Origin of the sequence: Haloterrigena sp. H1 (assembly GCF_005938085.1) — an archaeon.
Lineage (GTDB): Archaea > Halobacteriota > Halobacteria > Halobacteriales > Natrialbaceae > Natrinema.
The window spans coordinates 2,882,878-2,894,937 of sequence record NZ_SMZK01000001.1; the positions used below are offsets into that span (position 1 = coordinate 2,882,878).

Annotated in this window: 14 protein-coding genes; 8 read left to right on the forward strand and 6 right to left on the reverse strand. The window is 62.3% G+C overall.

Annotated features, from left to right (window positions below; genetic code table 11):
* Positions 1-59 precede the first annotated feature (59 nt).
* Positions 60-1,544, forward strand: a complete 1,485-nt coding sequence (locus E2L06_RS14440; RefSeq protein ID WP_138782316.1) for a heme-binding protein — start codon at positions 60-62, stop codon at positions 1,542-1,544.
* Positions 1,545-1,671: 127 nt separating this feature from the next.
* Here the strand turns inward: E2L06_RS14440 and E2L06_RS14445 are convergent, their stop codons facing one another.
* The 3 genes from E2L06_RS14445 to E2L06_RS14455 form a co-directional block, all read right to left on the reverse strand.
* A complete protein-coding gene (locus E2L06_RS14445; RefSeq protein WP_138782317.1) occupies positions 1,672-1,860 on the reverse strand; it encodes a hypothetical protein in 189 nt (62 codons plus the stop codon).
* A 290-nt stretch (positions 1,861-2,150) separates the two neighbouring features.
* Entirely contained in the window at positions 2,151-2,534 is a 384-nt protein-coding gene (locus tag E2L06_RS14450; protein ID WP_138782318.1) for a DUF5611 family protein, read from the reverse strand.
* A 194-nt stretch (positions 2,535-2,728) separates the two neighbouring features.
* Positions 2,729-3,811: a hypothetical protein gene (locus tag E2L06_RS14455; protein ID WP_138782319.1), complete on the reverse strand. Its 1,083-nt coding sequence runs from the start codon at positions 3,809-3,811 to the stop codon at positions 2,729-2,731.
* 294 nt (positions 3,812-4,105) lie between these two features.
* On the opposite strand from E2L06_RS14455, the gene E2L06_RS14460 reads away from it, so the two are divergent.
* Positions 4,106-4,402 (forward strand): DUF6432 family protein, encoded by a 297-nt coding sequence (locus E2L06_RS14460; protein ID WP_138782320.1) that lies wholly within the window; start codon positions 4,106-4,108, stop codon positions 4,400-4,402.
* 39 nt (positions 4,403-4,441) lie between these two features.
* Positions 4,442-5,533: an aminomethyltransferase family protein gene (locus E2L06_RS14465; protein WP_138782321.1), complete on the forward strand. Its 1,092-nt coding sequence runs from the start codon at positions 4,442-4,444 to the stop codon at positions 5,531-5,533.
* Between the two features lie 67 nt (positions 5,534-5,600).
* Here E2L06_RS14465 and E2L06_RS14470 read toward each other — a convergent pair whose 3' ends face one another.
* On the reverse strand, positions 5,601-6,416 hold the full coding sequence (locus E2L06_RS14470) for a TrmB family transcriptional regulator (protein WP_138782322.1): 816 nt from the start codon (positions 6,414-6,416) through the stop codon (positions 5,601-5,603).
* 557 nt (positions 6,417-6,973) lie between these two features.
* Here E2L06_RS14470 and E2L06_RS21985 point away from each other — a divergent pair.
* The 3 genes from E2L06_RS21985 to E2L06_RS14485 all read left to right on the forward strand — a co-directional run bounded on the left by E2L06_RS21985 (position 6,974) and on the right by E2L06_RS14485 (position 9,071).
* Entirely contained in the window at positions 6,974-7,162 is a 189-nt protein-coding gene (locus E2L06_RS21985) for a hypothetical protein (protein WP_171052379.1), read from the forward strand.
* A 200-nt stretch (positions 7,163-7,362) separates the two neighbouring features.
* Positions 7,363-8,490, forward strand: a complete 1,128-nt coding sequence (gene pdhA / locus E2L06_RS14480) for a pyruvate dehydrogenase (acetyl-transferring) E1 component subunit alpha (protein WP_138782324.1) — start codon at positions 7,363-7,365, stop codon at positions 8,488-8,490.
* A gap of 77 nt (positions 8,491-8,567) precedes the next feature.
* Complete coding sequence (locus E2L06_RS14485) at positions 8,568-9,071, forward strand: hypothetical protein (protein WP_138782325.1); 504 nt, start codon at positions 8,568-8,570, stop codon at positions 9,069-9,071.
* 88 nt (positions 9,072-9,159) lie between these two features.
* On the opposite strand, the gene E2L06_RS14490 is transcribed toward E2L06_RS14485, so the two are convergent.
* Positions 9,160-9,678, reverse strand: a complete 519-nt coding sequence (locus E2L06_RS14490) for a gamma carbonic anhydrase family protein (RefSeq protein ID WP_138782326.1) — start codon at positions 9,676-9,678, stop codon at positions 9,160-9,162.
* A gap of 207 nt (positions 9,679-9,885) precedes the next feature.
* On the opposite strand from E2L06_RS14490, the gene E2L06_RS21990 reads away from it, so the two are divergent.
* On the forward strand, positions 9,886-10,023 hold the full coding sequence (locus E2L06_RS21990; protein WP_171052380.1) for a hypothetical protein: 138 nt from the start codon (positions 9,886-9,888) through the stop codon (positions 10,021-10,023).
* 7 nt (positions 10,024-10,030) lie between these two features.
* Here the strand turns inward: E2L06_RS21990 and glnA are convergent, their stop codons facing one another.
* A complete protein-coding gene (gene glnA, locus E2L06_RS14495) occupies positions 10,031-11,386 on the reverse strand; it encodes a type I glutamate--ammonia ligase (RefSeq protein WP_138782327.1) in 1,356 nt (451 codons plus the stop codon).
* 126 nt (positions 11,387-11,512) lie between these two features.
* On the opposite strand from glnA, the gene lrp reads away from it, so the two are divergent.
* Positions 11,513-11,977 (forward strand): HTH-type transcriptional regulator Lrp, encoded by a 465-nt coding sequence (gene lrp, locus E2L06_RS14500; RefSeq protein ID WP_138782328.1) that lies wholly within the window; start codon positions 11,513-11,515, stop codon positions 11,975-11,977.
* Positions 11,978-12,060: the final 83 nt, after the last annotated feature.

Consider the following 12,060-nt stretch of genomic DNA (forward strand, 5'->3'; position numbering starts at 1 on the left):
TCACACGATAGTGGGGAGAAACCCGGCCCTTCTTAGCGTCGCCGTTCTAACCCGCGTCTATGGAACGACGGCAACCACCACAGACCGAAGAAGGCTGGTACGTCCTGCACGACTTCCGGTCGATCGACTGGGACGCCTGGCGAGACGCGCCCGAGCGACGGCGCGAACGGGCGCTCGAAGAAGGTATCGACTACCTCACGTCCAGTGAGCGCGTCAACGACGCAGATGAGGGACAGTCGGCGACGTTCGCAGTACTCGGCCACAAGGCCGACCTGCTCGTCTTGCACCTGCGGCCGACGCTCGCCGACATCGACGCGCTCGAGCGACGGTTCGAACACACCGCACTCGCCGAGTTCACCGAGCGGGCCGACTCCTACCTCTCGGTGACGGAAGTCTCGGGCTACATGTCCCAGGACTACTTCGAAGAGGGCGAAACCGCCGATAGCGGGATCGCCAACTACATCGAGTCCCGGCTCAAGCCCGAACTGCCCGACAGCGACTTCCTCTGTTTCTACCCGATGAGCAAGCGCCGCGGGCCCGACCACAACTGGTACGAACTGCCCTTCGACGAGCGTGCAGACTACCTCTCGAATCACGGCGAGATCGGCAAGGACTACGCCGGTCGCGTCACCCAGATCATCGCCGGCAGCATCGGCTTCGACGACTTCGAGTGGGGCATCACCCTCTTTGGCGACGATCCAACCGACGTCAAGGAGCTGCTCTACGAGATGCGCTTCGATCCCTCGAGTTCCCGCTTCGCCGAGTTCGGGCGGTTCCTCTCGGCTCGCCGGATGGAGCCCACAGATCTGGGCGCGTACCTCGCCGGCGAACCGGTCCCGCAAGAAGACGAGGGCAGTCATCCCCATGCGGGCGCTGACACCGAGGGCCACCACCATGGCGGATCGGAATCGGACGGCCATCACGGCGGCTCCGACGGCCCACACGGCGACGACGAGGACGTCCGCAGCGAACTCGAGGAACAGGGCGTCTACGCGGGCCAGCCACACGGCGAGGACGTCCACGCGGTCGTGCTCTACTCGGAGGCCGACTCTGACGACCTCTTCGAAGAGGTCGACGGACTTCGGCAGAACTTCGACCACTACGATACGCACGTGAAGACGGCCGTCTACGAGCCTCGAGACGACGACGCAGAGACTGCGGTCGTCAGCCTCTGGGACACCGACCGCGCCGCGAACACGGCCGCCGGCTTCCTCGCCGAACTCCCCAAGATCGTCCGCCAGGCGGGCGACGACGAGGACGACTCGTGGGGGACGATGGGGATGTTCTACACCGTGAAGCCGGAGCACCGAAGCGACTTCACCGGCGTCTTCGATGACGCCGCCGACATGCTCGCCGACATGGACGGCCACCGCAAGACCGACCTGCTCGTCAACCGTGAAGACGAAAACGACATGTTCATCGCCAGCCGCTGGGACTCCCGCGAGGACGCCATGGCGTTCTTCCGCAGCGACGCCTTCTCGGAGACCGTCGAGTTCGGTCGCGATGTCCTCGCCGACCGGCCACGACACGTCTTCCTCGCCTGATACGGACTCCTGTCAGTCAGTTCCGGTGCAACCGCCATCGCCCTGCGGTCGCACCGGTAAATCGTGACAGCAGACCGTATGAGAACTGGGCGCTTTTTTCCGACCGGCTCGAGATCGAGACTCGACCTTAGATCCCGCCTGCGTCCGACGGTTCGTCGTAGAAGAAATACGCGGCGACCCCGGCTAATCCGAACGCAAGCGTCACGAACGGCCACTTGCCGGCCTCGGTCTCAGTCAGGCGCGCGTGGCCGGTCACGAACATCGCGAGCCCGACGTGGGCGACGAGCGTTGCAACGACAAACGCCTGTGGGTCCATAACTCGAGGGTTCGACGCGGCAATCAAAGCCGTTACGAAGGTAATCGGCGGTCCAATGAGTACAGCGGACTGTGGCCGGGAACGGGCTCCGAGCACTGCGAGGTGCCCGTGACCCGGGGAAGGGCAGGCAGTTACCCGAACCGACCGCGAGCGAGGCCGAAGGCCGAGCGAGCGGGCCGACGACCGACCCGTAGGGGAGAGAGGAGTGCTTTTGATCAACCGTTTACCGAGGGACGTCGCGAGCGAGACGCTACGCGCTCGCTTGCGACAGACCGCAGTGGAAACGGTTGTTAGAAGTCGTGATCCGGGTCGTCTTCGACTGTCCGTTTCATCGAGTCACGGCGGGACTTGGCGTCACGACCGGTGGCCTCGAGCAGGAAGTCGTTTTTGGCGTCGACGGCGTCGGCGGCGGCCTCGAGTTCGTCTGGGCCGAGTTCGGTGGGGTCGCGTTCGTGGAACTCGACGCCGAGTTTGTCCTTCTTGCCGGAGTACTCGACGGCACCGACGACGATTTTCTCGAAGACAGGGTTGTCAGGCTCTTCGATGCAGAAGAGGTCGCTGCCCTTGTACTCCTGGAAGCCCGTGATCGGACCGAAGTAGTCCACGACAGTCGACTCCAGATCCGGAATTCGCTCCTCGAGATATTCACCGCGGCGCATCTTGTACTCCTTCATGGATTGGGAGAAACACGGCGGAGCGTTTACCTCTTTTCATAGCCGACGTTTCGGCTTCCTAACCGATCATCGGTACTGAACGCGGCCACTGGGCTTCGTGGAGTGGGTGTGTGATCACTGGCCGGGCAGTTCAGCGACCGATCGACCGGCGAGCGATGCGACGAGTGAGCGGATGACCACCACCAGACAGCAGACTATCGATGCTCGCGTTCGCTGAGATAGCCTTTGCGACAGTCGGGACAGATGTCACCGGCACGTAGCGAGGCGCGGTCACCAGTGGCGACGTAGTCACATCGTGGACAGTAGAACTCGGTCGGGATGTCGTCTGCAGGACCGCTGTCGCGTTCGGTCGGTGTCTGGACTGAGTCGGCCCACTCGATGCCGCTCGCCGATTCCGGCGAGGCGTTAGCGTCGTCAATGGAGTCGGCCGGCGGCGCTGCGGTTACCGACCGCGCGTCGTTCGTGGAATCTGCTGGCAAGTCGTTGTCAAGTACGACTGCGTCATCGTCCGTCGGAGTCGGGTCGGACGCCGCGCCTTCGGAGTCAGTCTCAGCGTCGGTGTCGTCGTCAGGCCACGTCGACGGGGTGGAGTCGGCACCGATCGGCGGACCGACGTCGTTCGAGTCGGGCCACTCACCGTGTTTGCGGTCCCGTTCGGGGGCTGGTTCGTCGTCCTCGAGAATCTCGCCATCGTCGACGACCGGATCGCCGTTCTCATCGGTCGGCAGGTCGGTGTCGTCGGTGGCTGCGGTCTCCGCGGCGGCTGTCGTCACATCCGCTTGATCGGGCGCGGTTGCAGCGGCGGACGCAGCGGTGTCGTCGTCGATGACTTCCGTATCCGTCTCGGAGCCGGATTCGTCGGCATCGATGAACTCGGCATCTGTCTCAGTGCCGGATTCGTCGGCATTGATAAACGCGGCGTCCGTTCCGGAATCAGGTTCGTCGGCATCGATGAACTCGGCATCCGTCTCGGTGACAGGGTCGTCAGTGTCGATGACTGGGGCGTCCGTCTCGGACGTGATTTCGTCGGTAGCATCTGGCTCGAGGGGCGGTTCAGTCGGCTCGGGGTCGTGATCGTCGGGGAGTGAGTCGGCACCTGCCTCGACGGCAAGGGTGGTCACCTCAGTGTTCTCGCTGATGACGTTGCGCTCGCCACAACGGGAACACTCTTCGAACTCTTGGACGGTGACGACGACCTCACTGCCCCGTTCTTCGCGCTCGCGTTCGACCTCGGTATCGCCGAAGTCGTGTCCGAGCAGCGAACATCGCAGGACCATTGTCCCACCGTACCGACCCAGTCCATAAAAAACGTACTGCCTGTATATCCGTTGGTCGTGACAGTCAGTCGATCTGTATTGGATTCCGCCTGTTGCAAAGAGAGGCTCATACGGTCTGCTGTACCGGTGGGACCGCAGGACGGTCGCGGTTGCACCGGAACTGACTGACAGGAGTCCGTATCAGTTCGTGGTTCGGTGGCGATGTGTGCTGTGACCGAGCATCGTGAAGCGTGCCGATCGCCACATCGTCAGAACGACAAACGTCAAATCCCGGGTCGTCGAATGAACACCTGGATGAGAGCAAAGCGGGAGTACCGGAACCGAGAGGAGACGGAGGTGGCGGTACTCGACGCCCTGGTCGATCGCGCCGACGATGGAATGACCGTCTTCGAGCTCCGGGCAGCCGTCGAGGTCGATATCGACGAACTCGAGCAGGCCCTGTCGATGCTCAAAGAAGACGATCTGATCGCCGTCGAGTCGAACTCGGAGACGGTGATCAAGCCCGCCGACCGCGTCGTCCCTGACGAGCCGACAAACGAGGACGACGAGCAATCGATCGGCGAGTGGCTGCGCGACCGGATCCCTTTTTGAATCGAAACGCCTGATACGCGCAGCGCCCAGAGGGTACCCATGAGTGTCATCGAGTCCATCCACGAAGATCTCGGGGCGACGTTCGGCGAGCGCGCCGGCCGGCGGATCGTCGAACACTACGGGCGACCGGAACGCACGCATCGAGCGGTCCGCAACGGCGTTGGCTTACTCGAGTTAGCCTACGGCGTGCTCGTCGTCGAGGGCGACGACCGCCTCGAGTACGTCGACAACGTGGTGTCGAACCGGGTTCCCGACGAGGACGGACAGGGCTGTTACGCGCTCGTGCTCGATCCCCAGGGCGGGATCGAGGTGGAACTCTACATTTACAACGCGGGCGAACGGCTGCTGCTCTTTACCCAGCCCGAGACCGCCGAGCCGCTGGCCGAAGAGTGGTCCGAGAAGGTGTTCATTCAGGACGTGGACATTCGAGTCGCAACCGACGAGTACGCGGTTTTCGGAATCCACGGCCCGCAGGCCACCGAGAAGATCGCCAGCGTCCTCAACGGTGCCGGCTCGCCCGAGCGACGCTACTCGTTCGTCCGCGGGACGATGGGCGACGAAGGTGTCTCCGTCATCCGTACCGACGCGCTCACCGGGGAGGAGAGCTACGAGGTGATCTGTGCCGCCGATGACGCTGCGGACGTCCACGACACGCTGCTCAATCAGGGACTGAACGCCGCCCCCTTTGGCTACCGAACCTTCGAGAGCCTTGCGCTCGAGGCCGGATCACCACTGTTTGACACCGAACTCGAGGGGACGCTCCCGAACGTCCTCGGCCTGCGAACCGCCCTGGATTTCGAGAAGGGCTGTTACGTCGGGCAGGAAGTCGTCTCCCGCGTCGAGAACCGTGGCCAGCCGAGCCGCCGGCTCGTCGGCCTGACACTCGAGGGTGAAACCGTGCCCGAATCCGGCGCGGCCGTCTTCGACGGCGACGCGTCGGTCGGCGAAGTCACCCGCGCGGGCGAGAGCCCGATGCGCGAAGAGATCCTCGCGCTCGCAGTCGGCGATTACGGTCTCGAGAGCGACGCGCTGACGGTTCGCGTCGGCGGCGAGGAAAGAGCCGCGAGCCGCACCGAACTGCCGTTCGTCGAGGGGTCCGATCAGTCGGATCGGCTGCCCGACTACGAGTAGAATAACACAGGAGTGCTCGCCGCTCGTCTCCCGATCGCTGTCCGTCCGCTGTGGCCGCAAACGGCGATCAGGCTCCTGGGTCCTTGATCTGTGGCAAGCCAGCCGTCACTAATCGACGCAGTAGCACGACGATCCCGTTCTCGAGGCCGCGGGCGAAGATCGCTTGCTCTTTTTCCCTGCCATCCGCGGTATGTGGATAGTACGAGCCGATCAGAAGCGTCTCACGGTCGATGAGCAGAATCCGGCTGATCGCGACCTCGTCACCGCTTTCGGTTCCGGTGAGCCAGTCGAGGCCGGTTTCGAATACGCGGGTCGTCGAAAGCTCCGCCCCGAGCGTCTCCGTGATCCGTTCGGTCTGTCCGCCGAGCACGATCGATAGGTCGTGATCGACTGCCGTCTGCAAGCTGCCGAACAGCGTCTCGGACAGGATGTCCTCGTCGACGACGAGAAGCGCGATTTCGGACTCCGCCTCCCTGACGAGATCGATCGTCCGGGACTCGATCGCGTCGTGGCCGGTCAGCGACCAGACCTCCTGGACGTGGTCGTTCTCCTCGACGTCCTGGACCTCCGTATTCTTGAGGTAGGTCTCGAGCGTCTCGATGCGGTCGTCGTACTTCCGTCGCAGGGTCTGGGTCGCCTCGTCGATACTAACGGCTCGATACATCTGGGGGCTCGAGTGTCGAACTTCGACCAGCCCCTGTGACTCGAGGACCCGGATCGCGTCGTACACCCTCGTCCGCGGTACCTCGGAGATCTCGTGGATTTCCTTTGCTGTTCCACTGGGAAGTTTGTTCAACGCTATAAAACAGCGCGCTTCGTACTCCTGTAGCCCTAGGTCCTGCAGCAGGCTTATCGCCTCTTGCGTAGTTTCATTGTCTGTCATGGCCCAACCACGAATTCGGAGATCCGAACACGCAGAGTAGGTCGTGCGGATGGAAAAGGATTCGTGTATCGAAATATTGTCAGAAATGGATCGAGGCACCCTACGTCGGCGGTAGATGTTTCACTCAGATAATCACACAAGCTACTTGCGTATACGGTCAAAATAAGAGGATGGCGAGTCCCGTTTGGCCCAACCACGACGGGACTCGTCTTTGTCGTATCAGGGTGGCAGTTGCTGAATCGATTGCTCATCAGTGGCATCCGAGTCGGTTACGGGCCGGCGAGGAGGGCAGCGGCCCGCGAGACGACTCGAATAGACGGTTCTAACGAGAAAACGCTGGTGTCAGCAGCAGGTATCCGATTCGACCAAGAACTGTTCGAGCGCTATCGGTAGGTTTGAGACAGCCGATATGAAACAGTAGCGAGGATATCTATCCGGATCGAGACGCCCGATCAAGGAAATAACACGGGAGACTCCCCTCGATACTCGAAGAGCAGTTCCAGAACAGGTCTGTACTCTTCGAATCGCGGACCCGGTTCGACGGCATTCAGATTCCGATGCCACTCGATGAATCCGTAGTCAGCCAGTTTGGGCAGATGAATGTGCTGTCGTTCGATGTTCGCCGTCGAATCCCCACTGGCAACATCCGGCGGCGCATCGAGATAAATCGGCGGTTCGCTTGGCGGCAGATCGACGAGCGCGAACAGTATCCGTCGTCGGTGTTCATTAGCCAATACCTCGAATAATGTATCACTTAGCGCAGACATCTACGAACAGTAAGGGGAGCCACATCATATTAAAGCTGTAACATTTTCATGGAGAGCTGGGTTTTGATTAACCGAGTGAACGAGCCACTCAGGAAAGACATGATCGTCAGGTTCCGATGCGTGTCGACAGGCCTGCAGTCGGAGCTACTGTTATGTGACGCGAACCCGTCGGTGCGGCCATGTCACGCGACGCCCTCGAGTACGACCTCCTCGAGCGGGCACCGGACAATCGGATTCAGGTGCTCGACGCCGACGGGACCGTCGTCGCACCCGAACTGGAACCGGAGCTCAAGGTGGAGACGTTGCGGTCGATGTACCGGGACATGCGGTTTTCCAGACGGTTCGACGAGCGGATGATCAGTCTCCAGCGACAGGGCCGGCTGGGAACCTATTCCTCGCTGGCCGGCCAGGAGGGATCCCAGATCGGCTCGACGTACGCGCTCGCGGACGACGACACCCTCTCCTTTCAGTACCGCGAACACGGTGCGCTTGCGGCGCGGGGGATGCCGTGGGAGTATCTGCTCTACTGGATGGGCCACGAAGACGGCAACGCCGCGCTGGCGGAGATCGACGTCTTTCCGCTGAATATCTCGATCGCTGGCCACCTGCCACATATAGTGGGCTGGTCGTGGGCGGCGAAGCTAGACGGCGACGAGCGTGTCGGCGTCGCCCACTTCGGCGACGGGTCGACATCGGAGGGGGACTTCCACGAGGCGATGAATTTTGCAGGCGTGTTCGACACGCCGACGGTCTTCATCTGTAACAACAACCAGTGGGCCATTTCGATCCCGCGCGAAGCGCAAACCGCGAGCGCAACCATCGCCCAGAAGGCCCACGCATACGGCTTTGCGGGCGTCCAGGTCGACGGCATGGACCCGCTCGCGACCTACGTCGTGACGGCGGCCGCACGGGAAAAGGCCCTCGAGTCCGACAGCGACCGGTTGCGCCCGACGTTGATCGAGGCGGTCCAGTACCGCTACGGTGCCCATACGACGGCGGACGACCCCAGCGTCTACCGGGACGACGAGGAGGTCCAGCGATGGCGCGAGCGGGACCCGATCGATCGATTCGAATCGTACCTGCGGAACGAAGGCGTCATCGACGACGATCGGATCGACGCGATCGAGTCCGAGATCGAGGAGACACTGGCGACGCTGGTCGACCGCGCCGAGGGCGTCGATGGGGACCCCAGCGAGATGTTCGAGTACACCTACGGGGAGCCGACGCCACGACTCGAGGCCCAGCGGGAGTACCTCGACGCGTTGCGCGAGACCCACGGCGATGACGCGTTACTCGAGGACGAGTAAAATCACAATCAGTCGGATAAAGCCCATAATGGGACAGGCCAACGGCTACCCGATCGTCGCCTCGAGGTGCAGTCGAGATGCAACTCGAGCAGTCGTCTCGGGAGACGACAGGGGTCTGGAGCGGCACGGTGCCGAGCGCGATCGACGTACGGGTACTCGGGCTGGTCGTCGTGACGGCCGCCCTCGCCGCGTCGATCAACGTCCCCTATGGCGGCCTGGCGATGGCAGCCGTCGCGTTCGCGCTGCTTTCGGGTGGTGGCATCGCCCTCCATCTGCTCGGTGAACGGAAACTCCGCCGCCTCACCGACGACCTCGTCGAGCGATGGATTGCTGCCGGTGGAGAAATCGAAGCCGTCACCCGGTCGTCGGCCGGGATGGAGACGGCGTGGCACGTTCACACGCCCGATGGTGAAATCGTCATCGGCGGGGTCGCACTGGTGCCGATCGCCCGGCTGTCCGTCGAGTGGCAGGGCATCAGCGATACGATGGCCGCCGGCGAGGCTGAAGCGAACATCGATCGCCTCGCCGAGAGCCTCTACCGGGAGATCTTCGAGATCGGCTCGGCGACTCAGCAAGCCTGATACGGTCTGCTGTCACTGGTTCCCGTCGCAACCGCAGCACGGTCGCGGTTGCGCCGGCACTGACTGACAGCGGTCCGTATGAGACCGATCACTCGAACAGTTCTTCGTGGCGCTTGGCCAGATCCGTGTACTCGCCCGAGGAGTACTCCTCGAGGATCGCCTCGGCGTCGATCCCCGTTTTCTCGAGTGGCGTAATCTCTGCTGGCACGCCGCGGACGAACGACTCCGGCGGAATGTCGTAACCGTCGGGGACGACGGTTCCCGCAGCGACGATGCTGCCGCTGCCGATCGTGACGTCGGAGTTAGTCGTCGCGTTGAACCCGACCAGCGCCCGGTCTTCGACGGTCGTCTCGTTGAGAATGGCTCCGTGGCCCACCATAACCTGAGCCCCGAGCTGGGAGGCATGAATCGTCGCGTTGTCACCGACGTGAGTTGCCTGCCCGATGCGGACGGGACCGACGTCACCGCGAAGCACGACACCGGGCCAGACGCTCGCGTCGGCACCGATGTCGACATCGCCAACGAGCGTCGCCTCCCGGCTTACTCGCGCTGTCTCGTCGATCGTCGGTCGGTCACCCTCGAACTCGTAGGTTCGCCTGTCGACCATATCCGCATGATCTACGATCGGACGTATAATTCTGCAGTCTACCGGACATGACAGTCATGTTGTGAGTATACTCGCAGGTACCGAAACAGTGAGCACGACCGCGTTGGCGATACGTCAAGGGCTGCTCGAGGCGCTCTTGCCCGCGCCCTCTGTCTGGTCGGCCACCACTATCGCCACTGCGAGGTCATGATCGGGGATGCCAGCGTCATGAGTCTCGCATCTGCCTGGGAGCGCCCCTACACGTTCGAGCTCGAGACGCAGCGCTCGAGGGTCACGACCACGACCCGTCAGCGACTGGCTGATTTCGGCGCAAAAAGAAAAGAACCGACGCTATGGGACAGCTAGGTCCGGCTTAGAACGTCTCGAGGTAGCGGTCGAGTTCCCACTCGGAGACGTCGACGAGGTACTCCTCGAACTCCTGGCGCTTGGCTTCGACGAATTTGGAGGCGACGTGGTCGCCGAGTGCGCTGTAGATCGCCTCGTCTTCCTCTAAGGCGTCGACAGCCTCGCCGAGGTTAGCCGGCAGCGTGTCGATGCCGTACTCTTCGCGTTTCGCCTCGTCGAAGTCGTAGATGTTCTCGCGAACCGGGTCGGGACACTCGAGGCCCTGCTCGATGCCGTCGAGGCCGGCATGGATCATGACGGCAAGCGCGAGGTAGGGGTTACACGACGGGTCGGGCGAGCGCAGTTCGATGCGCGACGCTGCGGGCGTGCGTGCGGCAGGTCGGCGGATCAGCGCCGAGCGGTTGCGGTCGGACCAGGCGACGTAGACAGGTGCCTCGTAGCCGGGAACCAGTCGCTTGTAGCTGTTGACGGTGGGGTTCGCGATCGCCGTGATCGCGGGTGCGTGCTCGAGGATGCCGGCGGTAAACGCGTGGGCCTCCTCGCTCAGGTTGAACTCGTCGTCGTCGTCGTGGAAGGCGTTCTCGCCGTCCTCGGTGAACAGCGAGATGTGGGTGTGCATCCCCGAGCCGTTGATGCGCGGGATCGGCTTGGGCATGAACGTCGCGTGCAGGTCGTGCTGGGCGGCGATCGCACGGACGACCGTGCGGAAGGTGCCGACGTTGTCGGCCGTCGTCAGGGCGTCGTCGTAGGTGAAGTTGATCTCGTGTTGGCCCTCGGCGACCTCGTGGTGGCTGGCTTCGACTTCGAAGCCCATGCTCTCGAGACCGTAGATGATGTCACGGCGAACGTCGGAGGCGAGGTCCTTCGGTGCGAGATCGAAGTAGCCGCCGGCGTCGTTGGTTTTGGTGGTCGCACGGCCTTCCTCGTCTTCTTCGAACAGGAAGAACTCCGGTTCGGGCGCGGCGTTGACCGTATAGCCCATCTCGTTTGCGCGGTCCAGTGCGTTCTTGAGGACGCGACGTGGGTCGCCCTCGAAGGGCTCGCCCGTATAGGTGTCGTAGACGTCACAGATCATTCGGGCGGCGGCGCTGCCCTCCTTCTGGCGCCACGGCAGAATCGCGAAGGTCTCCGGGTCGGGTTTGAGCCGCATGTCCGATTCCTGAATGCGCACGAAGCCTTCGATAGAAGAACCGTCGAAATAGATTCCCTCTTCAAAGGCCTTCTCGGCCTGACGGGCTGGCACGGAGACGTTCTTGACCGTTCCGAGAATGTCAGTAAACTGTAGCCGGAGGAAGTCAACGTCTTTCTCCTCGATCTCGTCCAGCACCGCCTGTTCTGTTTCTGTGAGGTTTCCGCTTGTCATCTTTCTCGTCGTCGTATTCTCGTAACCCGCGTACTAAAACACTACTGTTCCGAGCAAATCTTCTCTCTCCCGCTCCAAACTGCATATTCGTAAAGTTCTAAAGGCTTCAATGAGTGGGTCAATGTGATGACGTACGAAAATCTCGATGCAAAACTAGTGAATGCACTTCTCGGTGACGGCCGGGCCAGCCTGCGCAGCCTCGCCGAGGACCTCGACGTCTCCGTGACGACCGTCTCGAATCACCTCTCCGATCTCGAGGACGGCGGTGTCATCGAAGGGTATACCCCCCGCGTCGATTACGACGCGGCCGGCTACGACGTGACTGCTGTCATCCAGCTCCAGGTCGAAGGGAACGCCCTGCCCGACGTCACCGACACGCTGCGCGACCACCGCCAGATGACCAGCGTCTACGAGGTCACCGGCGACTACGACGTGATCGCCATCGGCAAGTTCGAAAACACCGACGGCATGAACGACCAGATCAAAGAGCTGCTGACCGACCCCGACATCAAAGCCTCGAACACCAGCGTCGTGTTGAACGCCGTGAGCGAGAACGAACAGTTCGAGCTCGAGGTCGACGAGGAAGCGTAACTGAGAGGTTCGTCTCGAACCGGTTCTATTGCCGAACAGTAATATTGCTGTGTAACTCGTCGCGATCTTCCGATTGCTGGAAC